Annotated in this window: 19 protein-coding genes; 12 read left to right on the top strand and 7 right to left on the bottom strand. The window is 72.3% G+C overall.

Features of this window, described 5'->3' with window-relative positions:
- Positions 1–110: 110 nt before the first annotated feature.
- The 4 genes from DFJ66_RS33905 (at position 111) to DFJ66_RS33920 (ending at position 6,363) form a co-directional block, all read left to right on the top strand.
- Positions 111–3,758, top strand: a complete 3,648-nt coding sequence (locus DFJ66_RS33905; RefSeq protein WP_121227385.1) for an nSTAND1 domain-containing NTPase — start codon at positions 111–113, stop codon at positions 3,756–3,758.
- A gap of 160 nt (positions 3,759–3,918) precedes the next feature.
- Positions 3,919–4,686 (top strand): ABC transporter permease, encoded by a 768-nt coding sequence (locus DFJ66_RS33910; protein ID WP_121227387.1) that lies wholly within the window; start codon positions 3,919–3,921, stop codon positions 4,684–4,686.
- Positions 4,683–5,477, top strand: coding sequence for an ABC transporter permease (locus tag DFJ66_RS33915; protein WP_121227389.1), 795 nt, complete (start codon positions 4,683–4,685; stop codon positions 5,475–5,477). The genes DFJ66_RS33910 and DFJ66_RS33915 overlap by 4 nt, the downstream gene beginning before the upstream one ends.
- A 1-nt stretch (position 5,478) precedes the next feature.
- Entirely contained in the window at positions 5,479–6,363 is an 885-nt protein-coding gene (locus DFJ66_RS33920; RefSeq protein WP_121227391.1) for an ABC transporter ATP-binding protein, read from the top strand.
- A gap of 392 nt (positions 6,364–6,755) precedes the next feature.
- Here the strand turns inward: DFJ66_RS33920 and DFJ66_RS33925 are convergent, their stop codons facing one another.
- Entirely contained in the window at positions 6,756–7,910 is a 1,155-nt protein-coding gene (locus DFJ66_RS33925; protein WP_246030006.1) for a 4-hydroxybenzoate 3-monooxygenase, read from the bottom strand.
- A gap of 234 nt (positions 7,911–8,144) precedes the next feature.
- On the opposite strand from DFJ66_RS33925, the gene DFJ66_RS33930 reads away from it, so the two are divergent.
- From DFJ66_RS33930 to DFJ66_RS33950, 5 genes are all read left to right on the top strand, one after another.
- Positions 8,145–9,167 carry an ABC transporter substrate-binding protein gene (locus tag DFJ66_RS33930; RefSeq protein ID WP_121227395.1) on the top strand — a complete coding sequence of 341 codons (1,023 nt, stop codon included), beginning with the start codon at positions 8,145–8,147 and terminating at the stop codon, positions 9,165–9,167.
- A gap of 254 nt (positions 9,168–9,421) precedes the next feature.
- Positions 9,422–12,514 carry a sensor histidine kinase gene (locus tag DFJ66_RS33935; protein WP_246030007.1) on the top strand — a complete coding sequence of 1,031 codons (3,093 nt, stop codon included), beginning with the start codon at positions 9,422–9,424 and terminating at the stop codon, positions 12,512–12,514.
- Complete coding sequence (locus tag DFJ66_RS33940) at positions 12,511–12,933, top strand: roadblock/LC7 domain-containing protein (RefSeq protein ID WP_121227397.1); 423 nt, start codon at positions 12,511–12,513, stop codon at positions 12,931–12,933. The genes DFJ66_RS33935 and DFJ66_RS33940 overlap by 4 nt, the downstream gene beginning before the upstream one ends.
- 33 nt (positions 12,934–12,966) lie before the next feature.
- Positions 12,967–13,536, top strand: coding sequence for a GTP-binding protein (locus DFJ66_RS33945; protein WP_121227400.1), 570 nt, complete (start codon positions 12,967–12,969; stop codon positions 13,534–13,536).
- Positions 13,537–13,639: 103 nt separating this feature from the next.
- A complete protein-coding gene (locus DFJ66_RS33950) occupies positions 13,640–14,386 on the top strand; it encodes a class I SAM-dependent methyltransferase (protein ID WP_121227402.1) in 747 nt (248 codons plus the stop codon).
- Here the strand turns inward: DFJ66_RS33950 and DFJ66_RS33955 are convergent.
- The 5 genes from DFJ66_RS33955 to DFJ66_RS33980 all read right to left on the bottom strand — a co-directional run bounded on the left by DFJ66_RS33955 (position 14,346) and on the right by DFJ66_RS33980 (position 20,182).
- Entirely contained in the window at positions 14,346–16,301 is a 1,956-nt protein-coding gene (locus DFJ66_RS33955) for a diguanylate cyclase domain-containing protein (RefSeq protein WP_121227405.1), read from the bottom strand. The two genes, DFJ66_RS33950 and DFJ66_RS33955, sit on opposite strands and share 41 nt — an antisense overlap.
- A 74-nt stretch (positions 16,302–16,375) precedes the next feature.
- On the bottom strand, positions 16,376–17,176 hold the full coding sequence (locus DFJ66_RS33960) for an SAM-dependent methyltransferase (RefSeq protein ID WP_121227407.1): 801 nt from the start codon (positions 17,174–17,176) through the stop codon (positions 16,376–16,378).
- Positions 17,177–17,393: 217 nt separating this feature from the next.
- A complete protein-coding gene (locus DFJ66_RS33965) occupies positions 17,394–17,858 on the bottom strand; it encodes a hypothetical protein (protein ID WP_121232137.1) in 465 nt (154 codons plus the stop codon).
- Between the two features lie 73 nt (positions 17,859–17,931).
- A complete protein-coding gene (locus DFJ66_RS33975) occupies positions 17,932–18,765 on the bottom strand; it encodes an RNA polymerase sigma factor (protein ID WP_246030008.1) in 834 nt (277 codons plus the stop codon).
- A 214-nt stretch (positions 18,766–18,979) separates the two neighbouring features.
- Entirely contained in the window at positions 18,980–20,182 is a 1,203-nt protein-coding gene (locus DFJ66_RS33980) for a S8 family peptidase (protein WP_121227411.1), read from the bottom strand.
- Between the two features lie 79 nt (positions 20,183–20,261).
- Here DFJ66_RS33980 and DFJ66_RS33985 point away from each other — a divergent pair, with 79 nt between their 5' ends.
- Positions 20,262–22,874, top strand: a complete 2,613-nt coding sequence (locus tag DFJ66_RS33985) for a CHAT domain-containing protein (RefSeq protein ID WP_246030009.1) — start codon at positions 20,262–20,264, stop codon at positions 22,872–22,874.
- 6 nt (positions 22,875–22,880) lie between these two features.
- Here the strand turns inward: DFJ66_RS33985 and DFJ66_RS33990 are convergent, their stop codons facing one another.
- The gene (locus DFJ66_RS33990; protein ID WP_121232139.1) at positions 22,881–23,576 is read right to left on the bottom strand and encodes an SDR family NAD(P)-dependent oxidoreductase; all 696 of its coding nucleotides are present in this window, start codon (positions 23,574–23,576) and stop codon (positions 22,881–22,883) included.
- A gap of 94 nt (positions 23,577–23,670) precedes the next feature.
- Here DFJ66_RS33990 and DFJ66_RS33995 point away from each other — a divergent pair, with 94 nt between their 5' ends.
- Positions 23,671–24,219, top strand: coding sequence for a TetR/AcrR family transcriptional regulator (locus DFJ66_RS33995; RefSeq protein ID WP_121227415.1), 549 nt, complete (start codon positions 23,671–23,673; stop codon positions 24,217–24,219).
- A 29-nt stretch (positions 24,220–24,248) separates the two neighbouring features.
- Positions 24,249–24,578 carry a TfoX/Sxy family protein gene (locus tag DFJ66_RS34000; protein WP_121227417.1) on the top strand — a complete coding sequence of 110 codons (330 nt, stop codon included), beginning with the start codon at positions 24,249–24,251 and terminating at the stop codon, positions 24,576–24,578.
- The last annotated feature ends 13 nt before the right edge of the window (positions 24,579–24,591 follow it).

Here is a 24,591-nt window from a genome sequence, read left to right on the forward strand (position 1 = left end):
TCCGTCGAACGCCCCAGTACCACAACTACGGCACCCGGGTTGTTCAGTGTCAGAACGTGGACGCTGAACAGCGTTCTCTGAACAATCGGCCCCCTGGTGGAGGGGGAGCGATGGCCAGATCGGAGAGCCCGTTACCCGCGGGTGAACTGGGTGCGTTCGCGGCGGACCTGCGCGCGTTGCGGCTCAAGGCGGGCGCACCGACCTACCGGCAGCTCAGCCGCGCGGCGCACTACTCGGCGGCGGCGCTGTCCGAGGCGGCCAACGGGCGCAAGCTGCCCAGCCTCGCGGTGACCCTGGCGTACGTGAAGGCGTGCGGGGGTGACGTCGCCGCCTGGGAGGCGCGGTGGCGCGAACTGGCCGACGAACGGCCGCCCGGACTCGACGACCACGCCCCGCCCTACGCGGGGCTGGCCTGCTTCCAGGTCGACGACGCGGACCGGTTCTTCGGCCGGGACGACCTGGTCCGCGAGCTGACCGGGCTGGTGGCGCGGCGGCGGTTCGTCGGGGTGTTCGGCGCGTCCGGGTCGGGCAAGTCCTCGGTGCTGCGAGCCGGCCTGGTGGCCCGGACCCCGGGGCCGAGCCTGGTGTTCACGCCCGGTGCGCGGCCCGTGCAGGAGCTGGCCGTCCGGCTGGCCGCCCTCACCGGCAAGCCCGCGACCGCGCTGGCCCGCGAGTTCGCCGCCTACCCCGAGAACCTGCACCTGCGGGTCCGGCAGAGCGTGATCGACCGGGACGAGGACCTGCTGCTGGTCGTGGACCAGTTCGAAGAGGTCTTCACCCTGTGCGCCGACGACGAGCGGTCGGCGTTCCTCGCCGCCCTCACCACCGCCGCGAGCGCGCCGACCAGCCGGACCCGCGTGGTCCTGGGCGTCCGCGCCGACTTCCTCGGGCACTGCGGGCGGCACCCCGAGCTGGTGGACGCGCTGCGCGGCGGGCACGTGCTGGTCGGGCCGATGACCGCGGACCAGCTGCGGGAGGCGATCGTCGAACCGGCCGCCGCCGCGGGCTGCAAGGCCGAGACCGCGCTGGTCACCCGCCTGGTCGCGGACGCCGCCGGCCTGCCCGGCGCGCTGCCGCTGGTGTCGCACGCCCTGCTGGAGACCTGGCGGCGCAGGCGCGGGGTGGCGTTGACGCTGGCTGGCTACGAGGAGGCGGGCGGGGTGGAGCACTCCATCGCCCGCAGCGCCGAACACGTCTACCTCGGCATGTCCGACGCCGACCGGGCGGTGGCCAAGCAGGTGTTCCTGCGGCTGATCGCGGTCGGCGACGACACCGCCGACACCAAGCGCCGGGTGCGCCGCGAGGAGGTGGACCACCCCGAGGTGCTGTCCGCGCTGGCCGACGCCCGCCTGGTCGTGCTGGACCGGGACACCGTCGAGCTGGCGCACGAAGCCCTGATCCACCGCTGGCCCCGGCTGCGCGACTGGATCACCGAGGACCGCGCCGGCCTGCGCGTCCAGCGGATGCTCACCGACGCGGCACGGGTGTGGGAGTCGTTCGACCGGGACCCGGGCGCGCTGTACCGGGGGACGCGGCTGGCCCTGGCCCGCGAGTGGGCGGCGGGCGGCGCGGAGCTGACCGCCGCCGAGCGCTCGTTCCTCGACGCGAGCACCGCCGCCGAGGAGGCCTCGACCGCCGCCGAGACCCGCCGGACGCGCCGGTTGCGCCGGCTGGTCGCCGTGCTGGGCGTGCTGCTGGTGCTGGCCGGGGTGTCGACGGTCCGCGCGTTCCGGGCGGAGCTGTCGGCGACGGAGCAGCGCAACATCGCGCTGGCCCGCAAGGTCGTCAACGAGGCCGAGGCGCTGCGCGACTCCGACCCGGCGCTGGCGTTGCAGCTGACCCTGGCCGCGTACCGGCTCGCGCCGCTGCCCGAGACCCGGGACGCGTTGCTGGCCGCGTTCGGCACGCCCTACGCGACGCGGCTGGAGTCGGTGCGCGACATCGCGGTCAGCCCGCACCGGTCCGTGGTCGCCGCGGTGGAGGACGGCACGCGCCGGGACGCCCACCTCTACGACCTGGCCGACCCCCGGCGGCCGGTCCGGCTGGGCGTCCTGGACCGGCAGCCCGGCGGGGTGGACGCGCTCGCGTTCAGCGCGAACGGCCAGGTCCTGGCCACGGCCGGCGGCGCGGTCGTGGTCCTGTGGGACACCCGGGACCCCGGCCACCCGCAGCTCGCGCTCAAGCTCGACGTCGAGCGGGCCCCGACCGCCGTGGCGCTGTCGGCCGATGGCCGCTACCTGGCGGTCGGTCGGCTCGACCGCGCCCCGCGCGTGTGGGACCTGTCCGACCGCGCCCACCCCCGGCTCGTGGCGGACCTGCCGGGCGGCTCGGGGGCGCTCGCGTTCCTCACCGACGACGTCCTGGTCGTCGCCGATGGCTCCCGGGTGCGGGCCTGGCGGCTGTCGGAGGGCACGGCGGTCGACTTCGCCGTCCACGACGGGCGGGTGGGCGCGCTGGCCGTCGCCGACGACGGCCGGCTGGTCGCGGTGGGAGGCGCGGACCGCACCGTCGAGTTGTGGGACCTGGCCGACCCGGCGCGACCCGTGCGGCTGGCCGCGGTCGAGCACACCGACACCGTCACCGCGGTCGCGTTCAGCGAGGGCGGCCGGATGCTCGCCACCGCCGGCGTCGACCGCGCCACCACGCTGTGGGACCTGACCGACCGGGCCGGCCCGGTGAAGATCGCGGCGCTGGAGGGGCACGCCGGCGCGGTCTCCTCGGTCGGGTTCCCGGCCGGCGGGCGGGCGGTGCTCACCACCGCCGACGGCACCGCCCGGCTGGTCGACGTGTCCGACCTGCCGATCGTGCAACCGACCCAGATCCGCGCCCTGGTGCTCAGCCGCGACCGGGACCTGGCCGCGACCCTGGACGTCGGCGGCGTGCTGCGCCTGGTGGACATCTCCCAGCCGCGCGGCCCGCGCACCGCGTGGCCGCTGACCCGCCACCCCGGCCGGGTGCGCTCGGCGGCGCTGAGCGCAGACGGCGAGCACCTGCTGACGCTCGGCGAGGACCAGCGGCTGCGGCTGTGGCGCACCACCAACCTCGCCGCGCCCGACCCGGCCGGCGAGGTGACCCTGGCCGCCGTGGGCGAGGGCGGCGACCACCTGGCGATCGAGGACACAGACGGCCGGACCGCCCGGTTCGACCTGGTGTCGTCGGGGATCGTGCTCTCGCCGTCGTTCATGGTGGGCGGCGGCGGCCGGGCCCCGGTGGTCGCCTCCAGCTTCGACGGCAGGCACCTCGTCGTCCACCGGGAGGCGGGCGAGGTCCGGGTGTGGGAGGTCGGCGACCCGTCCCGGCCCAGCCTGGAGACCGGCGAGGTCTACCGGGTCTGGACCGGGTCGGTGGCGGTGGGCACCGGGGGCGACCGGGTCGCGGTCGAGGACGACGGTGACGTGGTGCTGTCGCGGCCGGGGCGGGAACCGGCGCCGCTGGCACGGGACGCGCGGTCGGTCGCGGTCAGCGGCGAGGTGGCGGCGGTCGCGGGCGCGGACGGCAAGGTGCGGCTGTTCGACCTGTCGGACACCGCCGCGCCCCGCGCCACCGGCGTGGTGCGGGCGCACGCCGGCCCGGTGGCGGAGGCGAGGTTCGCGCGCGACGGGCACACCCTGGTGACGGCGGGTGGGACGGAGCTCCGGTTCTGGGAGAGCGACTTGGGGCGGGTGGTGGACCGGATCTGCGCGTCCGGCGACCGCCTGGGGCCGGACGACTGGGCCCGCCACTTCCCGGACGTGCCGCACACACCACCGTGCGCTTGACCGCGCGCCGCCGTGCGCGTGACCTCGCCGCGGGGAAACCGGGGTGGTTCGCAACCGTGATTTCCCGTGCACGCATTGTCGCGACGGGGTGCGAGTCTCTAGATTGAGCCGGGTTGGCTGGGGTTGATCAACTGCAAGCAACTGGAAGTAGGCGTTGCGCGTGCGTGCGCTCTCCCGAGGGCTGCTCGGTGTGGCCGGGTTCCTCGTCGTCTGGGAGTTGTTCGGCCGGTCGCGGCTGGTTCCCGCGGAATACCTCCCGCCGCCGTCCGTGGTGGGAGTGGAGCTGATCAAGCTGTTGGGGGACGCGGGTTTCCTGCGCGACGTCGTCGCGACCGTCCTCGCCCTGCTCATCGCGGTGGGACTGTCCATCGCGATCGCCGTCCCCCTGGGACTCGTGCTGGGCAGCGTCCCGGCCGTGCGGCACGCCACGCGGGCCGTCGTCGAGTTCCTCCGGCCGATCCCCTCGGTGGCGCTGATCCCGCTGGCGATCCTGCTGCTGGGCATCGGGCCGGAGATGAAGATCACGCTCGCCGTGTACGCGGCGGTGTGGCCGATCCTGTTCAACACCATTTACGCGCTGGACGAGCTGGACCCCCTGCTCGTGGAGACCGCGAAGGTGTTCGGCACCGGCCGCGTGCGGGTGCTGTTCTCCGTGGCGTTGCCCAGCGCTCTGCCCTTCGTGCTCACCGGGATTCGTCTCGCGGCCACGACCAGCCTCGTCGTGCTGGTCAGCGTGGAGCTGCTCGCGGGCGGTGCGCGTGGGCTGGGGCAGTTCATCATGGAGGCCCGCAGCGGTTCCGGCCGCATGGACCTGGTGCTCGCCGGCACCGTGGTCGCGGGTGTGCTCGGGTTCCTGCTCAACGAGGGGCTGGAACGCGCGCAGCGCCGGTGGGTGTCCTGGAGCACGGTCACCGGAGGACGGTCATGACCCGGTTCTTGCAGCGCTGGGCCGTGTTCATCGGACTGGTCCTGGTGTGGGAGCTGGCGACCTGGGTCGCCGACGACCCGTTCTTCCCGCGCCCCACCGAGATCGCCGAGGCCGCGCACACCCTGTGGTTCTCGGGGCCGGTGCTGTTCACCGACACCGTGTACGAGCACGTGTTCCCGAGCATCGGCAGGTTGCTGGCCGGTTGGGGTATCGCCGCCCTGATCGGCATCGCGCTCGGGATCGCGCTCGGCCGCTCGAACACGGCCATGCAGTACGCCGGTCCGCTGCTGACGTTCATGCGCTCGATCCCGCCGCCCGCCCTGGTGCCGGTGTTCCTGCTCGTGTTCAACGTCGGCACGCAGATGCAGCTCGCCACGATCGTCTTCGGCGTGCTGTGGCCGATCCTGCTCAACAGCGTCGACGGCGCCCGCAGCGTCGACGCGACCAAGTACGAGACCTCGGCGGTGTTCCGCATCCCCAAGGCGCAGTGGATCCTCGGTGTCGTCCTGCCGGCCGCCGCACCGAAGATCTTCGCCGGGCTCCGGGTCAGCCTGTCGCTGTCCCTGGTGCTCATGGTCGTCTCCGAACTGGTCGGCACCGACAACGGGATCGGGTCGCAACTCCTCGTCGCCCAGCGGGAGTTCGACTTCCCCGACATGTGGGCCGGGATCGTCCTCTTGGGAGTCCTCGGCTACGCCCTCAACACCGTGCTCCTCGCCTTCGAACGCCGGGCGCTGTCCTGGCAGCCGAAGGCTTCCGAGGGGCGCACCCCCGCGACGGTGGAGGAATGACATGACCGCGATGCTCTCGGTGGCCGAGCTCGGCCACACCTACCAGGCCAAGGACGGCGCCCACACCGCCATCGACGACCTGACGTTCACCGTCGGCGCCGGTGAACTGGTGTGCGTCGTCGGCCCGTCCGGCTGCGGCAAGTCCACGCTGCTGCGCACGATCTCCGGCCTGATCCGCCCCTCGCGCGGCGCGATCAGCCTGCACGGCGACGAGGTCCGCGGCGTGCCCGACGACCTGGCCGTGGTGTTCCAGGACTACAGCCGCTCGCTGTTCCCGTGGCTGTCGGTGCAGAAGAACGTGGAGTTCCCGCTGAAGCGGTCGCTGGGGCGCGCGGAACGGCGCGCGCGGGCGGCGGAGGCGTTGGAGTGGGTGGGTCTGTCCGGGGCGACCCGGAAGTACCCGTGGCAGCTGTCGGGCGGCATGCAGCAGCGCGTGGCCATCGCGCGGGCGTTGGCGTACCGGCCGGCGCTGCTGCTGATGGACGAGCCGTTCGCGTCGGTGGACGCGCAGACCCGGTTCGAGCTGGAGGACCTGCTGCTGAAGGTGAAGGCCGAGCACGACACGACCGTGCTGGTGGTCACGCACGACATCGACGAGAGCGTGTACCTGGGGGACCGGATCCTGGTGCTGTCGTCGTCGCCCGCGTCCGTGGTGGCCGATCTCCGCGTCGACCTGCCGGCCGAGCGGGACCAGATCACGACGCGCGAGTCCGAGGCGTTCGTGGCGCTGCGGGCGGAGGTGGCGCGGCTGTTGAACGTCGGGAAGACGTCGGAGGAAGTGCGGGCCCGGCGGGCGGCGAACGAGGAGCAGGCCGCGAAGTGGGCGGAGGCGGAGCGGGCGGAGGCCTCGCGCGTGGACTCCTCCGACCGCGCCACGGCCAACTGACGCTCCCGGCCCGTGCGCTGCGGCTGGGATGGCCGCAAGCGTCAGCAGGACGGGTGAGAGGTGTTCGGGCGATTCCCGTGGGGGCCGGCGGCGTTGCCGGCCCGCTGGGGTCGCCCGTTCGTCGTTCCGGCGAGGATTTCCCCGCCGGGCAACGGGAATCGCGCGACGGGCGATTCGACGTCCGCGGCGGCAGTGCCGGGGTGGTTCGAGGGTCGCCCGTCTTTCTGCGTGCGGGAGGGCCGGCCGCCGGCCCCCGATTTCCATTGTCCCACAGGGGTACGACATTTCGTGCCGCGCGCCCCCTGGGGCTCATTCTCCCACCGGCCACCGACAATCGCTCTCACCGGGGACCGACAATCGGCGCCGAGGAAGACCGGACGATCACCCGTCGATCACGGGCCGACGTAGTTTTGCGCGAAATAACCCGCCGACGAGCCGGACGCGATCAGGTGTTCCAACCTGGCCTGCCCCAACCGGCTCAGGAACGGCTCCGGCGACCGGTGGATCATGAAGACCATCCACTGCGAGAACTCCTGTGCACGCCACACCCGCCGCAAGCACACTTCGGAGTACGACCGCAGCCCCGCGTCGTCCCCCGTTCGGGTGTACTCCATCAGGGCGGCCGCCAGGACCTCCGCGTCGTGCAGGGCGAGGTTCATCCCCTTGGCCCCCACGGGCGTGATGATGTGCGCCGCGTCGCCCAGCAGGTACAGGTTGCCGTGGTTCATCGGTTCGACCACGTAGCTGCGCATGTCCAGGATGCGCTTCTCCGTGATGCGACCTTCCGTCAACTTCCAGTCCGAGTCGCGCAACGCCAACCGCTTGTGCAACTCCGCCCACACGCGCTCGTCGGGCCAGTTGTCCACTGTGTCGTCCACCGGGACCTGGAGGTAGTACCGCGAAACCGTCGAACTGCGCAGCATGTGCCCGGCGAAACCGTCGGGGTGCAGCGCGTAAATTACCTTGTGCGTCGACGGCGGCGCCTCGGCCAGGATGGACAGCCACTCGATGCCGTGCTGGTGCGAGAACTCCTGGACCGCGCCGGCCGGGATGCTGCGCCGGGTCACGCCGTGGAAGCCGTCCGCGCCGGCGATGAACGAGCAGTCAAGGCGCTCGCGCTCGCCGGACGCCGAGGTCCAGGTCAGGTACGGCGACGAGGTCTCGATGTCGTGCAGCTCGACGTCGGTCACCGAGAACCGGACGTCCCCGCCGCTGTCGAGGAACGCGCCCAGGAGGTCCTTCACGACCTCCTGCTGGGGGTAGACGTAGTGGGTCTGCCCGTCGTAGAGCGCGGCGTAGTCCACCTCGTGGGCTTGCCCGTTGACGCGGAATTCGCAGGCCCCGTGCCGATCCGCCTCTCGGAGCAACCGGTCGGCCAACCCGTGCTCGTCCAGCATCCGGACCGCCCGGTGCTCGATGACGCCGGCGCGCGGCCGGGTCTCGATGTACTCGCGGGTGCCCCTTTCCAGTACCACGCAAGGGATTCCGCCCTGGCGCAGCAGGTTGGCCAAGGTCAGGCCGGCCGGCCCGGCGCCCACGATTCCCACCGGACGGAGGTTGCTCTGTCCGGCCCATTCCCGATCAAGCTCACTCACCGAGCACTCCAACCTCTGGACAGCCTGTGCAAAGATGCTCACCGAAGGTAGTGGATCAGCCTTCGAGTGTCGGTCGACTGGGGTCTTGCTGAACCACCAAAGTCACTTTGAGTGGTTCCGCGAGGGCCACGGTCGCCCGTGCATCCTGCCCCCGCAATGTCGCCACTCCAACAGGAGATGCCCCCCATGACTCGAAGAGTCGGCCTCTCGGCACGAAGGATCATCGCCGGTCTGTCCGCGCTTGCGATGCTCGCGGTGGTCTCCGGCTGTGGTCTGCTCGGCGGTTCCGAGGAGAAACCCGCCGACGCCGCACCGGGCAAGGTCGAAAAGACCAAGATCAAGCTTGGTCTGCTCCCCATCCTCGACGTCGCGTCGGTGCACGTCGCGATGAGGAAGGGCTTTTTCGCCGAGGAAGGCCTCGAGGTCGAGCCGGTCACGATCCAGGGTGGCGCCGCGGCCATCCCGGGCCTGATCAGCGGTGACCTCGACATCACCTTCGGCAACTGGGTGTCGTTCTTCGCCGCGCAGAGCAAGGACGCGGCCAAGGCGGTCGACGGCCTGAAGCTGATCAACGACGGCTACCAGGCCAAGCCCGAGATGTTCCTGATCCTCACCGGGCCCGACTCGGCCATCAAGTCGCCGAAGGACCTGGCGGGCAAGACCATCGCGATCAACACGTTCAAGAACATCGCCGAGCTGACCGCGAAGGCGACCCTGGAGGCCAACGACGTCGACCCGAAGTCGGTGACCTTCAAGGAGTTCCCGTTCCCGGACATGCAGGCCGCGCTGCAGAACAAGACCGTGGACGCCGCGTTCATGGTCGAGCCGTTCATCAGCAAGGCCCAGCGCTCGATCGGCGCGATCACCGTCCTGGACGCCGCGTCCGGCCCGACCGACAACATCCCGGTCGCGGGCTACGGCACCACGGGCAAGTTCGCCAAGGAGAACCCCAACACCGTCGCCGCCTTCCAGCGCGCGATGGCCAAGGGGCAGCGCGCCGCCGCCGACCGCCCCACGGTGGAGCCGCTGCTGGTGGAGTACGCCAAGGTCGACAAGGAGACCGCGAGCCTGGTCCACTTCGGCGAGTTCCCGACCACGCTGGACGCCACGCGCCTGCAGCGGGTCGCCACCCTGATGAAGACCTACGGCTTGCTCGAGAAGGACTTCGACGTCAAGCCGATGTTGGTCACTTCGGGCTCGGGTAGTTGATCCACCCGGAGGGGGAGTCGCCGCGCGAACGGCTCCCCCTCCGGCGTGTTTCCCGGTCGGGTCCATCCGGTGAAAAAACCGTGAAGCCGGGTTAGCGTTCGTTTAGTCCGTCTCGCATGGGTCTGCGGGACAATGGTTGATTTGCAAAATACCGCGTTCCTCGTCCGAACGGCGGTATGACTCCCGGCGGTTTTCCACCAAGATCCACCGGGTTTGTAGGGATGTGTAGACAACTGGCTGGGGGGCTGGGGAGTGTGCTGACGGTGCGCGGTCACGGCGACCACGCCTCCGGGAGAGAACCGGAGCGGATCCACCTCGACGAGGGCGCGGGGCCTGCCGGCCCGCCCGACTCGGGTCCGAGCACAGGCACCGCGCCGTCCGCCGACCGGGGCATCTCCCGGTGGCGCCTGCGCAACTGGAGGCTGCGCAGCAAGCTCGCGGTGGTGCTCCTGGTGCCCGCGCTGAGCACGCTCGCCCTCGCGGGCCTGCGGCTCAACACCCAGCTCGACGACGTCGAGCTGTTCGGCAAGGCCCAGCGGGAACTCCAGCTGTCCGCGCAGGCCGCCGCGGTCGCCGACGCGTTGCAGCTGGAACGCGACGCCGCCGTGTGGTTCGTCGCGGGCGGCCGGGCGGACAACAGCGCCGAGCTGGTCACGCGGTCGGCCAAGGTGGACTCCGAGGTGAGCAAGTACCGCGAGGTCGCCCGGACCACCACGGGCATCGGCGACAGCGTGCGGGAGGCGTTCGACAAGTCCCTCCAGGCGCTGGACGGGCTGCCCTCGCTGCGCAACACCACGCTGACCACGCGGTACCCCGACATCTCGGTGGCCAGCGCCTACACCCAGGTCCTCAGCGCGCTCGCCCAGGTCCACCGCGCGACCGCGAGCAGCCTGAGCAACGAGACCATCACGCCGCTGGCCGGCGCGAACCAGGCGCTCTACAGCGCCAAGGAACAGCTCTTCCAGCAGAACGCGATCCTGCTGTCCACGGCCAAGCGCACCGAGTTCGCGCCCGGCCAGGTCAACGCCCTGCGCGCCGCGCAGTCCCGGTTGGACGCCGCGCTCACCGACTTCGCCGTCACCGCGAGCCAGCCCAACCGCCAGCGCTACTCCGACGTCGTGTCCGGCGCCGCGGTGGACGCCCGCAGCTCGCTGGTCCAGCTCGCGCTGGTGCAGCAGGAGGACGCGGGCGAGGTGTCCATCTCGGACGCCGAGGTCATGCGCGTCGGCGAGGAGACCGCCGCTCTGATCCGGACGGTCGCGCTCGACATCGAGCAGCAGGCCGACGCCGAAGCCGTCCGGCTCACCGAGGCCGCCCGTGCCGCCGCCTGGCGCGACGCGGCCCTGGTCGCCGTGGCCCTGCTGGTCGCGTTCGCCCTCATGGCCTTCGTCGCCCGCTCGATGCTGACGCCGCTGCGCGTGCTGCGCCGCTCCGCGATGGACGTGGCCCGCAACCGGCTGCCCGAGGCGATCAAGCGCATCCGCTCGCACCGCGACCCGGAACGCGCCGCCGAGGAAGCCCTGGTGCCGGTGCCGATCCACACCACCGAGGAGGTCGGCCAGGTGGCGCGGGCGTTCGACGCCGTGCAGCGCGAGGCCATCCGCCTCGCCGTCGAGCAGGTGGCGCTGCGCGCGAACGTCAACGACATGTTCATCAACCTGTCCCGCCGCTCGCAGGCGCTGGTGGAACGCCAGATCACCGTCATCGACCGGCTGGAGCAGGACGAGCAGGACCCCGACCAGCTGGCCTCGCTGTTCGAACTGGACCACCTGGCCACCCAGATGCGCCGCAACAGCGAGAACCTCCTGGTGCTCTCCGGCACCACGGTCAACCGCCGGGTCACCCGGCCGGTGCCGATCTCCGAGGTGCTCGGCGCGGCCGTGTCCGAGGTCGAGAAGTACGCCCGCATCCAGATCGCGCCCGCGCCGGAGCTCAAGGTCCAGGGCCGCGTGGTCAACGACCTCGCGCACCTCATCGCCGAGCTGCTGGACAACGCGACCGCGTTCTCCAAGCCCAGCACCAAGGTGACCGTGCGGGCCATCGAGACCCGGCGCGGCGAGGTGTCCATCCGCATCCACGACCGCGGTGTCGGCATGCAGGAGCAGGACATCGTCGAGGCCAACGCCAAGCTCGCCGACCCGCCCGAGGTCGACGTGTCGGTGGCCCGCGAGATGGGTCTCTACGTGGTCGGCCAGCTGGCCAAGCGGCACGAGATCCGGGTGACGCTGAGCAACAACGACGACATAGAGGGTGGTGTCACCGCGCAGGTCGTCCTGCCGGTGTCGCTGCTGCACCGCGGCCCCGAGCCGGCCGCCCCGCGGCCCGCGCTGCCGCCGCGCCAGGCGGATCCGTCCGCCGAGGACAGCGGTGTCGGCGTGCTGGCGGGCGTGCCGAAGTGGACGCCCGACCAGTTCGGCCCCGACCGGCTGTCCGGGGAGCGCTACACGCCGCCGGCCGAGGTGACGCCCGCGCCGTTCCCGCAGCCGGTCGCCACGCCCGCCGCCGACGACTTCTTCCAGGTCGAGCAGTCCCCGGCGACGGACCTGTTCACCGCGACCGTCGCCGAGACGCTGCCGCCCAAGCCCGGTGCGCCCGACTACACCTACCCCGGCGTGTCGAGCCCGCCCAAGTCGCTGCCGCCCGCGGTCGAGGAGGAGGACGACGCCTCCACCCAGCGGCTGCCGATCTACGAGGACGTGCTGTCCCGCTGGTTCCAGGGCACCGAGGCGTCGGAGGCGCACGTGCGCGGTGAGCTGCCGCCGGAGACCGAGTCCGAGAAGACCATGTTCGCCGACCGCGTCGAGCTGGTCGGCTCGGACGAGACGCCCGCCGAGCGCACGATGTTCGCCGACCGCGCGGAACTGGTCGGCGACGACAAACCGGAGAAGGTGGAGCGGGTCAGCCCGCAGCCCACCGCCGCCGGCCTGCCCAAGCGCGCGCCCGCACCGTCTCCGGTGCCCGCCGCGGCCACCCCCACCGACGGCTGGGGCCCGGCCGACAACGGCTGGTCCGCCGCGAGCAACGTGCTCAAGTCCACCGTCGAGGACACCACCAGCGCCGGGCTGCCCAAGCGCACCCCGAAGGCGCGTCTCATGCCCGGCTCGCTCAGCGCGCCGACGCCGCGGGCCACCGCCCCGGCCGCCACCACCAACGGCAACGGCGCCGCGCCTTCCGCCACCGCGACCGCCGTCGCCACCGCGCCCCCGCGCCGGTCCGCCGACCGGCTGCGGCAGCGGTTCGCCACCTACCAGCGCGGTGTGCAGATGGGCCGCGAGTCCGCCGACGACAACGGCCTGCCCTGGGAGGGCTTGTCGTTCGACAACGCAGACAACAAGGAGCAGAAGTGACCACCGCAGCCGAAGAACTGGACAACTTCAGTTGGCTGGTCGACGACTTCGTGAACCGGGTCGCGGGCGTGGCGCACGCGATCGTGGTCTCCGCGGACGGCCTGCTGCTCGCGTCCTCCGAGCGCCTGCCGCTGGACCGGGCCGAGCAGCTGGCCGCCGTCGCCTCCGGCCTGGTCAGCCTCAACCTCGGCGCGGCGCGCTGCTTCGAGGCCGGTGACGTCAAGCAGACCGTGGTGGAGATGGAGCGGGGCTACCTGTTCCTGATGTCGATCAGCGACGGCTCGTGCCTGGCCGTGCTGGCGGCGCCCAACTGCGACATCGGCCTCATCGGCTACGCGATGACCCGCCTGGTCGAGCGGGTGGGCGTCCAGCTCACCCCGGAGATCCGGTCCCAGCTGCACGTCGCCATGCGTGGCTAGTCACCCTCCGGTCCTAGGGAAAGTGGAAGCAACATGAGCGGCGGACGTAGCCTGTCGGTCACGTCGACCAAGATCGTGGTCGCCGGCGGGTTCGGCGTCGGGAAGACGACGTTCGTCGGTTCGGTGTCGGAGATCGTCCCGCTCACCACCGAAGCGGTGATGACCGAGGCGAGCGTCGGCGTGGACGACCTGACGAACACGCCGAACAAGATGACCACCACGGTGGCCATGGACTTCGGCCGCGTGTCCCTGGACCAGGACCTGATCCTGTACCTGTTCGGCACGCCCGGTCAGCACCGGTTCTGGTTCATGTGGGACGACCTGGTGCGCGGCGCGATCGGGGCGGTGGTCCTGGTGGACACCCGCAGGCTCTCCGACGCGTTCGCCTCGATCGACTTCTTCGAGGACCGGGAACTGCCGTACGTGGTGGGGGTGAACTGCTTCGACGGCCTCCTGCACCACCGCATCGAGGACATCCGCGAGGCGCTCACCATCGACCCGTCGATCCCGATCGTGCCGTGCGACGCGCGCAACCGGCAGTCCACCAAGCAGACCCTGATCACGCTGGTGCAGCACGCGATGCGCCAGCCGACCTTCGCCTGACCACTCCGCACCCGGTCTTCGGCTGAAAGCCCCGCCCCTTGTCGGCGGGGCTTTCCCTTTTATTGGAGCGACTTCTCGCGGGGGCGTGCGCCACACTCGCGGGATGCCCGATTCCTACGAAGACGCGGACCTGGCCTCGCTCTACGACACGATCAACGGCTGGGGCCCGAGCGACGAGTTCTACCTCGACCTGGTGCCGGCGGCGGACTCCGTGCTCGACGTCGGCTGCGGCACCGGTCTGCTGCTCAAGACCGCCCGCGACCGCGGCCACCGGGGTCGGCTGGTCGGACTGGACCCGGCCACCGGGATGCTCGCCCAGGCCCGGGTTCGCGACGACGTGGAATGGGTCCAGGGCGACCTGTCCACGGTGTCGTTCGACCACGAGTTCGACCTGGTGCTCATGACCGGGCACGTGTTCCAGATCTTCACCACCGACGAGCAGGTCTCGGCCCTGCTGACCGGCGTGCACCAGGCGCTCAAGCCGACCGGTCGGCTGGCGTTCGAGTCGCTCAACCCGGTGCCGAAGCCGTGGCGGAACTGGGTTCCGCGCAACGCCTCCACCTACACCGCCCCGGACGGCACCGACTTCCGCGTGACGCACGACATCGTGTGGGAGAAGGACGACCTGGTGCACCTCACCGAGACCTACGAGGGCGAGCGCTGGGCCGAACCCCAGGTGGACCAGGCCACCATGCGGTTCGCGTCCGCGGCGACCATCGACTCCCTGTTGGCGGACAACGGGTTCGAGGTCGAGCAGCGCTACGGGTTCTGGGACCGCTCGCCGTTCGCCGAGGACAGCCGCGAGATCATCACCGTCGCACGGCCGCGTCCGCGCCCGGCAGGTCGCTGATCACCAGCGCGCCCGTCGCCCGCACCAGCGGCACGACCAGCTCCACCGCCCGGCGGGCCAGCGGCTCGTCCGGCGGCGCGCACAGCTCCACGCCGTGCAGGACGTGCCGCTCCACCAACGCCAGCTCCGGCAGACCGCACGAGAAGCCGTGCAGCAGGCGGCGGACGCCCATGTCGGCCAACGTGGTCAGGTTGTCCTCCACCACGTCCAGCCCGCCGGGCAGCGCGCGGCAGTCCAGGCTCAGCCACAACCGTTGCGGGGCAAGGGAAGAACGGTCCAGCGCGGTCCGCACGACGGCCGCCAGGTCGGGGTCGCGGGACTGGTCGGCGGACAGCCGCACCACCACCGGTGCCTCTTCGACCGCCGCGAACGCGCAGGCCTCCTCCAGCAGCCACGTGCCCAGCTGGCCGCTCAACCCCAGTTCGTCCGCGAACTCCAGGCACTCCTCGTGCCCCACCACGCCGAACTCCGCCTCGTCCCAGCGCAACCGGGCCGCGTGCGCGATCGGGTCGCCCGAAGGTGGTGCTATGGGGCGGTAGTCGATGGCGATCTCGCCGAATTCCAACGCACCTGGCATCGTCGCGATCAGCGAAAGGCGCTTGCGGTCGCGTGCGTCCTCCCCGGCGTCGTAGATGCCCCACTGGCCCTTGCCGCCGCTTTCCGCGCGCCGCAACGTGCTGTGCGCCTGGCGCAGCAACGCCATCGCGTCCACGCCCCGGGCACTGGTCCGCACGAACCCCATGCCCGCCGACACCGCGACCCCGTGCCCGGACAGCTGCACCGGCTCGGCCAGCGCCTCGTCGATCGCCGCCGCGAGCGCGGAGATGCTGGGCGTGTCGGGGGAATCTTCGATGAGCACGACGAACTCGTCACCGCCGATGCGGGCCACGGTCGCCTTCTCGTCCGCCACGACGGTGGTCAGCCGGCCCGCGACGACCTTCAGCAGCTCGTCACCGGCTTCGTAGCCGATGCCGTCGTTGACGATCGCGACGCTGTCGACGTCGAGGTAGCACAAGGTGATCGAGCCCGGTTTGCCCAGCACCTCTTCGAGCCTGGGCAGGAAGCTCTGGCGGTTGGGCAGCCCGGTGAGCACGTCGTGCAGTGCCTGGTGGCGCAGGTAGTCGCGCAGCACGCGCTGTTCGGTGACGTCCTCGATCACGGCGACCCGGTACTTGGGCCGGTCGTCGGTGTCCCGCACGGTCGACAGGGCCACGTTCGTCCACATGGGATCGCCGTGGGGGCCGGTGAACTGCTGCTCGAACTTGGCCTCGTCGGTGGCCGCCCACGCCGACCGCAGCGCCGCGAGGTCGGCGGGCGCGAACACGTCCTCCGCGTCGGGCCCCGAGGCACCGGTGGCCTGGTCGGCGGTGTCGGGGTCGTGCCGCAGCATCCGCACCAGCGCGGGGTTCACCTCTATCGCGGTGCCGTCCCCGGCGAAGATCGCGATGCCCACGGCGGAGGACGCGAACACCTGCCGGAACCGGGCCTCGCTGTCGTGCAGGTCGTGCTGCGCCTGCTCCAACGCGGCGAGGAGGGAGGTGCGGACCTCCTCCTGCTCGGCGAAGACCTGGCGGCGCAAGGCGTTCGCGTAACCCGCGGCGACACCGGCGAGCGCGGTCGCGCGCTGCTGGTCGTCGCCGTCCAGGGCGTCGGCGAGCACCTCGATGGTGCGGCGCAGGCTGTCCTGGCCGGTGAAGCGGGCGTCGACCAGCCACTCGCCGACCTCGTCGGCCCTTTCCGCTGTGGCCAGGTTGTCGAAGAGGCGGTTGAGGTGCGCCTGGAGTTGCTTGCGCGACAACGGGGCGTAGGCGCTGTCCACCAACGCCCGCGCCCACCGCGCCACGACGTCGGCGCGCGCCGGTGCCGTCCCGGGCGGTGGTCCCGGGACGTCGTCGTGCGCTGCGTTGTCGCTCATGGTGGGGTGGCGGCTGCGGCGGGGCGATCGCGAAGATCAGGTCGAGGAATCTTGCGGACCGCGACCGCGCCGCGTCAAGGCTTGCGGCCGACGACCGCGTAGAGGTTGGCGCGACCCGGGTCGTCGGGCACGTCCTCGGGGGACTCCGGCCGCCACTCCGGGGTGAAGACCAGGCCCGGTTCGACGACGTCGAAGCCGTCCAGCATCGCCAGCACCTGCTCGCGGGTGCGCGGCGTGATCGGTTCGGCGGTGTGCTGGAAGATGTCCGCGCCCGCCGCCATCGCCTGCGGCATCCGGTCGGGCGTGAAGTGCGACAGCGCCAGGTAGCTGCCCGGCGCGAGGGCGTCGCGGTAGCGGACGAGGATGCCCCACGGGTCGTCCTCGTCGGGGATGAACTGCATGACGCCGACCGCGAGCAGGCCGACCGGGGCGGTGAAGTCGAGCAGCTCCCGGGCCGCCTCGACCACGACTTCGGGCTCGCGCAGGTCGGCGTGGACCGCGCGGGCGCGGGGGTTGTCGGCCAGCAGCAGCTCGGAGTGCTTGATGGCGACCGGTTCGATGTCGACGTAGACGACCCGGCAGTCCGGGTCCGCCTGCTGCGCGACCTCGTGGACGTTGCCGACGGTCGGGATGCCCGAGCCGAGGTCGAGGAACTGCGTGACGCCCGCGTCGACCAGGGCGAGGACGGCGCGGCGCAGGTAGGAGCGGTTGAGCCGGGCCATGTCCCGGACCGGCAGCACCCGGATGAGCGCCTCGGCGGTGTCCCGGTCGGCCGCGAAGTTGTGGCCGCCGCCCAGCAGGTAGTCGTAGATGCGGGCCGAGCTCGGCAGGTCGACGTCGACCCCTTCCGGCGCCCAGCTCACCCGGTCAACCACCGCGCACCTCTTTCACCGTGAGGAGATCGAAGACCGCACGAGCTTAGCGACGAGCCCCACGCGGACGAACCGTTCGCGGGTCCGGATTCACTCGGACGTGGTGCACCGCGCCCTTACGGGTGACTCTCTCCCGTGGTTCTGGTAACGGGTGCCCTCGCCTGCGCTTTGTGTGCCCTCGGGTGCCCCGCCGCGGACGCTCACACGCCGCACGGCGGGGCTAGACGCAGACCCAGTCGGTCACCACGAACGTGCCATCGGCCTCGATGCGCAACCGCACCGGCCCGGGCGGCGGCGGACCGAGCAGGAAGCACCCCAACTCGTCCAACTCCGCCTCCTCCACGACCCCGGTCGCGGTCAGCAACTCGACCCGCCCGGGCCGCGCCGGCAGCACCTGCCCCGCGACCCCGGCTTCGGTGACCTCCACCTGCACCGAGATCCCCTCGGCGTCGAACACCAGCTGCCGAGCCGTCACCGCCGCGCGGGCCCGTTCCGCGAGCTGCCCGTCGAGGATCGAGTCGTAGCTGGTCAACAACATCAGCTCGGCGTCGACCGTGCGCCACGTGTACGCGGCCCGAGCCGCCTCGGCGAACCCCGCCGGCACGTCCCGGGCTTCCGCGAGGGCGGCCCGGAGCTCCGCCAACAAGACTTCGTCGCTCTCCCACCCGTCTCCCTGACCCGTCACCACGCCCACCTCCTCCGACACCCGACCAGCCACCACTCAAACCCGGACCGAACCGCCCCGCGACCCGCACACCTCAGGCATCCCCGCGAACCCCGCCACCCCCACGACCCCGCGCCGCCCCGGCCACTCCCGAACTGGCCGAGCCCCTCCCCGCCGCGCCTCCCGCGCCTCGGCCCGCCGCATTCGCCGTGCTCGCCGCATTCGCCGTGCCTGCCGTGCCCGCCGCACTCGCCGCGCTGCGTGCGTTCGCCGCGTTGCCCGAGCGCGCCGGGTTCCCGGGGCTGGCCGCGTTCCCGGGGCCGGCCGCGCTTCCCGACTTCGCCGGGGCCGGCGGGCGCGGGTCGAGGAAGCGGAGGACTGCCGGGGTCTTGCGGAGCTTGTCCAGGCAGCGGATGCGGGTGGGGCCGATGCTGCCGACCGGCATCGCCAGTTGCTCGCTGACCTTCGCGTAGCTGGGTGGCGGGTCGGTCATGAGCCTGGCCAGGAGTTCGCGGCACTGCTCGGACAGCAGGCGGAAGCCGTCGCGGAGGGCTTGGCGGCGTTGGGCCGCCTCGATCTCCTCGTCCAGGTCCGCCACGACGTCCACCGAGCCCGCCTGCTCCTCGTCGGCCACGGGGTCGAAGGGCTGGGTGCGCTGCTGGAGGCGCAGCATCCGCAGGCACTCGTTGCGCGTGGTCGTGGAGATCCAGCCGGGGAGGGCTTCCGGGTCGCGCAGCCTGCCGATCTGCTCGACCAGGCGCAGCCACAGCGTCTGGTTGACGTCCGCCGCATCCGCCGGGCGCAACCGGTGCTTGTAGATCACCGCCAGCACCAACGGCGTGTACCGGTCGACGATCTCGTTCCAGGCACGCTGGTCGCCCTCGGCCGCCGCGTCCACCAGCGCGGCGATCGGGGATGCAGGGGTCACGTCCCCTCCCGGGCTCGGGTCTCCTCGTCGCTTCCACACACTACGGAGTGCGCAAGCCCCCGGCAGATACCTCCCGTGCCCCTGATCTCGTCCCCGTCGCCCGCGCCCCCTTCCACTTCACGGGACGCGCGAGTCCGGGAAAGGTCGCGGATCCTGCATGTCGCCCGATCGGGTGATTCCGAGAAACCCCGCCTGACCTGCGCGAACGACCATGTCAGTCGACCAGGACGCCGTAGCCGGGGAAGAACTCGGCCGCACTGAGCAGCTTGTCCCGGGCCGCCACCGCGGACAGGCCGAAGGTCGTCATCGTCTCCGCGATCCGGCCGGCCACGTGCGGAGCCGCGAAGGACGTGCCCAGCCAGTACGCGAAGCGGTCGTAGACGTCCACCACCGGGTCGCCGGGCAACTCCCACTTGCCCTTCAGGTACGTGCTGGTCCGGTTGCCCACCGCGCACGCGTCGACCCAGTGCCCGAAGTTCGAGTAGCACGCCGGCGCCCGCGAGCCGTCCCGTTCCTGGGCCACCGCCGCCACCGCCGTCACCCGGCACAGCGCCGCCGGCCACGACGGGCGGTTGGTGCCCTGGTTGCCGGCCGACGCGACCACGACCACCGACGTCGGCAGCTTCGCGATCGCCCGCCGGACCGGCTCGGAGGCCACGTCGTCCTGTGTGAAGCACCCCATGGAGATGTTCACGACCTGCACCCGTTCGTCGAACGACGCCAGCGCCGCGACGAACTGCTCCTCGGTGCCCAGACCGGACGGGTCCAGCGCCCGCTCCGGGTCGAACCGCACCCCCGGCGCGGCCTGCCGCAGCACGCCCGCGACGAACGTCCCGTGCCCGCCCTCCAGCGCGAACACGTCGTCGTGCGCGTAAGCGGTGTCCACCTCGTCGGCGCGCGCCAGGAACGCCTCACCCAGCCACAGGGGATGGTCCGCAGCCGCGGAAGCCGAGATCCCCGTGTCGACCACTCCGACGATCACGCCCTTGCCGCGGACCTCGCTGCCCTTCACCGGGTCGGCCAGCGGCGGCGCGACCTTCGGGGGCTGGCCGGGGTTGCCGTGCATGTTGCCGCCGTGGCCCACCAGCACGTGGTGCGGCTGCACGAACGGCACCCGCTCGCCGGGCCACTGCGCCGGGTCGCGCAACAGGCGCACGATGTCGGGGATGTCGTCGGGGTTGCGCGGCAGCACGAGCCGCGACATGCCGGCGAAGTCCCGCCCGCGCTCGACGGCGAAGTTGTCGCGCTGGAGCTTCTCGATCACCCGGACGACGTCCTCGGGGATCGTCAGCAGCTCCCGCGCGACGAAGATGAACTCCCGCCCGCGCTCGGCGTAGAGCCGGAAGTCCTTGTGCTGCCTGATGGATTCCGCGAAGGCCCGTTGGTACAGCTCGGGTCGGTTCGTCGGCTGGGACACGGGGGCCTCACAACACGGCGGTGGGCTTGAGCAAGGCTGATCAAGCTACCACAGTGACCTTGGTAATAAGGTGGCTTCCGTGGCCGGGGTTTCCGCCGCCGCTGCGCTGGAAGCCCGGCAACGGGACCCGCACGCGGCACTAGCGATGGGCCGCTCGGCGTTGCGCGCCGCGCGTGCCGCGGGTGACGCCGAGGAGGCGTCGACGGCCGAACGCGCGATCGGGTTGTCGCTGCGCGAGCTGCACGACTTCGACGCGGCGCTGCGGCACCTGCGGCGGTCGGTGCGCATCGCCGAGGACGCCGGGTTGGCGCGGTCGGCGGCGCTGGCCCGCATGAGCCTGGCGTTCGTGCTGTCCAACCTCGGCCGGCACGCCCAAGCGCTGCGCACGATCAACCGCGCCCTGCCGGACCTGCGTGGCGTGGACGCGGGCAGCGGGCGGATGCAACGCGGTCTGGTGCTGCACTTCCTGTGCCGCTACGACGAAGCCCTGCGCGACTACAACGGCGCCATCGAAGTCGTGCGGCGGTTCGGCGAGCGGCTGGTCGAGGCGCGGGCGCTGAACAACCGGGGCCTGCTGCGCGCCTACACCGGCGGCCTGAAGGCGGCCGACGAGGACTTCGACCGGGCCGCCGAGCTGTACCGGGAGCTGGACCAGGAGCTGGCCGTCGCGGACGTGCGGTGGAACGCGGGCATCTCCGCGTCCCGCGCCGGGGACGTGCCGCGCGCGCTGACCATGTTCGCCGAGGCCGAGCGGGAGTACCGGCGGCTGGAGGTGCCGCGGCCCAACCTGCTGATCAACCGGCTGGAGCTGCTGGTGTCCGTGCCCCTGCTGGAGGAGGCGCGGGCGGCGGCGGACCGGGCGTTGGCGGAGCTGGGCAAGGGCCTGGTGCTGGCCCGGTCGGAGGCGATGTTCTACCGGGCGCGGATCGCGTTGCTGGAGGACGACCTGGAGCTGGCCGTGCGGATGGCGGCCTCGGCGCGGGAGGGGTTCCGGCGGGAGAAGCGCGAGGTGTGGGAGGTCAGCGCCCGGCACGTCGAGCTGCGCGCGGCCTACCTCAGCGGCGAGCGGTCGCGGAAGCTGGGCACGGCGATGGCGCGGGTGGCATCCCGGCTGGACGCGCTGGGCTGGCGGATGGCCGCGCTGGAGGCCCGGGTGGACGCGGCCCTGATCGCCCGGGACCTCGGTGACCGGCGGCGGGCGTTGGCCGAGCTGTCCACGGCCGGTGCGGCGCGGCGGGGCGGTCCGGCGGCGCACCGCGTGCAGGGCTGGTACGCCGAGGCGTTGCGCCGGGACCTGGAGGGCAACCGGCGGGGCGCGCAGAGCGCGTTGCGGCGCGGGTTGCGGCTGCTGGACGAGTACCGGGTGTCGTTGGGCGCGGCGGAGTTGCGGGCGTTGAGCGGCGCCCAGGGCAAGGCGCTGGCGATGGAAGGGCTGCGGTCGGCGGTGGCGTCCGGGCACGCCGGGCGCGTGCTGACGTGGGCGGAGAGCTGGCGGGCGGGCGCGCTGCGGATGACCCCGGCCCGACCGCCCGAGGACTCCGGCCTGGCCGACGCGCTGGCCGAGCTGCGCGCGGTGACCTCGGACCTGGAGCTGGCGCTGCTGGACGGCAAGCCCACGGCGGCGTTGAAGCAGCGGCAGCTGCGTGGTGAGCAGCGGGTGCGCGAGCTGACCCGGCAGACCAGCGGCGGGGGAGCGGTGGACCGGCCGCCCGCCGTGCCGGACCTGGCGTGGGCGCTGGGTGACGCGGCGCTGGTGGAGTACGTGGACTTCGAGGGCACGCTGCTCGCGGTGGTCGTCGCGGGTGGGCGGGCGAGCCTGCACCGACTGGGTCCGGTGGACGGTGCCGTGCGCGAGATCCGGTTGCTGCGCTTCGCACTGCACCGGCTGGTCACGCTGCCCGAGCACCTGGACCGCGTGGCCGTGCGGGCGGGTGCGGAGCACGCGGCGGCGCTGCTGGAACGGCGGCTGCTGGCCCCGTTGGCGCGCCGGGTGGACGGGCGTCCGCTGGTGCTCGCGCCGACCGGGGCGCTGGGCGGCCTGCCGTGGGCGGCGCTGCCCGGGTGCCGGGAGCGGTCGCTGACCGTGGCACCCTCGGCGACCGTGTGGTTCCGGGCAGCGTCGTCCTCACGGGTGCCGCACGACCGGGCCGTGCTCGCCGCCGGCCCCCGGCTGCCCGCCGCGCCGACCGAGATCGCCGCGATCTCCCCGCTGGCAGGCAAAGCCTCCGTCCTCGTGGGCCCGGAGGCGACCGTGGACGCGGTGGCCTCGGCGATGGACGGTGCACCCCTGGCGCACGTGGCCGCGCACGGCTCGTTCCGCGCGGACAACCCGCTGTTCTCGGCGTTGGAACTGGCCGACGGCCCGCTGACCGTCTACGACCTGGAACGCCTGCACACCCCGCCCGCGCGGGTCGTGCTGTCGGCGTGCGACTCGGGCCTGTCGGCGGTCAGGCCCGGCGACGAGCTGATGGGTTTCACGGCCGCGTTGCTCGGCTTGGGCACGCGCACGCTGGTCGCCCCGGTGGTGCCGGTGCCCGCCGAGGTGACCACGCCGTTGATGGTCGACCTGCACCGCCGACTGGGCGAGGGCCAGCCTCCCGCGATCGCCCTGGCGGGCGCACGGGCCGCACACGTGGACGCCGGCGACACGGAATTCGCCGCCGGCGTCGGCTTCCTGTGCTTCGGGGCCTGACCGAGCTCAGCTCAGCGCGTTGAACACCGCCTCGCCCCGATCCCGCTGGGCGTAGAGGTCCCAGGCGGTGTCCGCGAGGTCGTCGGGGTCCAGCGTCCCGACCCCGTCGATCCGCCCATCGAGCGCTTGGTGGATGTCGCCGCGCTCGATCAGCCCGCCGATGGTCAGACTGCCCGCGTACACCCCTTGCCCGGCCAGGGCCGCGTTCAACGTCAACGCGTAGTTGCGCAACGCCGCCGACGACAGCGCGAACGCCCCCAACGGCGGCATCGGCACCACAGCGCTCAACCCACCCGCGAACAACAACCCGCCGCCACCCCGTTCGACCATGCCGGGCAGCACATGCCCCACCACGTCCACTGCCGGCAGCACCCAGGACATCGCCTCCGTGACGTCGGCGGACGTGGTCTCGGTGATCGGTTGTGGCCGCGAGCCCAGGTCAGCCGGCCCGTAGTAGACCACCTCGACCGGCCCGAGCCGTTCCGCAACAGCATCCACTGTGGACAGCAGCTGTTCCCGATCACGGACGTCCGCCACGAACGCCTCCGCCTCCACCCCGGCGGCCCGCAACCCGGCGACATAGCCGGGGTGACGCTCGGCGGACCGCGAGACCAGCGCGACCTTGCGCCCCTCCCGCCCGAACCGGTGCGCGATCGACAACCCGAGCCCCGGCCCGACCCCGAGCACGACGACTGTGGACATCTCCACCCCCATCTCATCAAGTCGAGGCCACCCTCGACTTACCTCCCGACGCTAGCACAACCTGAGGCCACCCTCGACTTTGTAGGATGGTCGCGTGCCCACCAAACCCCTCCGCGCCGACGCCGCCCGCAACCGGGCGAAGCTGTTGGCCGCGGCGGTGGAGGTGTTCGGCTCACGCGGCCTGGACGCGCCCCTGGAGCACATCGCCCGACAAGCGGGCGTCAGCATCGGCACCCTCTACGCGCACTTCCCGACCCGGGACGCCCTGTTCGACGCGATCTTCCCCGAGCGCCTGTCCGCCCTGGACCGCATCGGCGCCGAGGCGCTGGCCGACCCCGACCCGTGGCGGGGTTTCGTGACCTTCCTCGAGGGCGTGTTCGCCCTGCAGGCGGAGGACCGGGGCCTCAACGACGCCATCTCCCGCCGGGTCCCGCTGTCGGGCCAGGTGGAAGAGGTGTGCACGCGAGGCGTCGGGCACGCGGAGAAGATCATCGCCCGAGCCCGGGAGGCCGGCCGGCTGCGTGCGGACTTCACCGTGGCGGACCTGGCGGTGCTGACGTCGGCGGTCTCCCAAGTCATCCGGACGGCCCCCGACGACTGGCGCCGTTTCCTGTGCCTCTACTTGGACGGCGTCCGCGCCTGAACGCCCGTAGTGGGCCTAGGCTGCCGGTCATGGCGTACGACGAGACGCTTGCCGAGCGCGTGCGTGAAGAGGTCGAAGGCCTGCCCGGGATCTCGGCCAAGCGGATGTTCGGCGGGATCGCGTTCCTGCTCAACGGGAACATGCTGGTCGGTGTGCACGGCGACGACCTGATCGCCCGGGTCGGGCCCGAGGCCGGCGAGGCGTGCCTGGCGCTGCCCGGTGCGCGCCCGTTCGACATCACCGGCAAGCCCATGCGCGGCTGGCTGCTGGTGGACGGTGCGGTGCTCGACGAGGACTCCGGGCTTTCGGACTGGATCGGGCGGGCGCGGGAGTTCGTGGAGGGGCTGCCGCCGAAGTAGCGTGGTCGGGGTG

The sequence above is a fragment of the Saccharothrix variisporea genome (assembly GCF_003634995.1).
Classification (GTDB): Bacteria; Actinomycetota; Actinomycetes; order Mycobacteriales; family Pseudonocardiaceae; genus Actinosynnema; species Actinosynnema variisporeum.

Excerpts from the sequence above, each read along its gene's own strand:
- DFJ66_RS33950 (WP_121227402.1), top strand. The coding sequence starts at position 13,640 with ATGCCCGATTCCTACGAAGACGCGGACCTGGCCTCGCTCTACGACACG.
- DFJ66_RS34000 (WP_121227417.1), top strand. The coding sequence starts at position 24,249 with ATGGCGTACGACGAGACGCTTGCCGAGCGCGTGCGTGAAGAGGTCGAA.
- DFJ66_RS33945 (WP_121227400.1), top strand. The coding sequence starts at position 12,967 with ATGAGCGGCGGACGTAGCCTGTCGGTCACGTCGACCAAGATCGTGGTC.
- DFJ66_RS33920 (WP_121227391.1), top strand. The coding sequence starts at position 5,479 with ATGACCGCGATGCTCTCGGTGGCCGAGCTCGGCCACACCTACCAGGCC.
- DFJ66_RS33905 (WP_121227385.1), top strand. The coding sequence starts at position 111 with ATGGCCAGATCGGAGAGCCCGTTACCCGCGGGTGAACTGGGTGCGTTC.
- DFJ66_RS33955 (WP_121227405.1), bottom strand. The coding sequence starts at position 16,301 with ATGAGCGACAACGCAGCGCACGACGACGTCCCGGGACCACCGCCCGGG.
- DFJ66_RS33930 (WP_121227395.1), top strand. The coding sequence starts at position 8,145 with ATGACTCGAAGAGTCGGCCTCTCGGCACGAAGGATCATCGCCGGTCTG.
- DFJ66_RS33915 (WP_121227389.1), top strand. The coding sequence starts at position 4,683 with ATGACCCGGTTCTTGCAGCGCTGGGCCGTGTTCATCGGACTGGTCCTG.
- DFJ66_RS33990 (WP_121232139.1), bottom strand. The coding sequence starts at position 23,576 with ATGTCCACAGTCGTCGTGCTCGGGGTCGGGCCGGGGCTCGGGTTGTCG.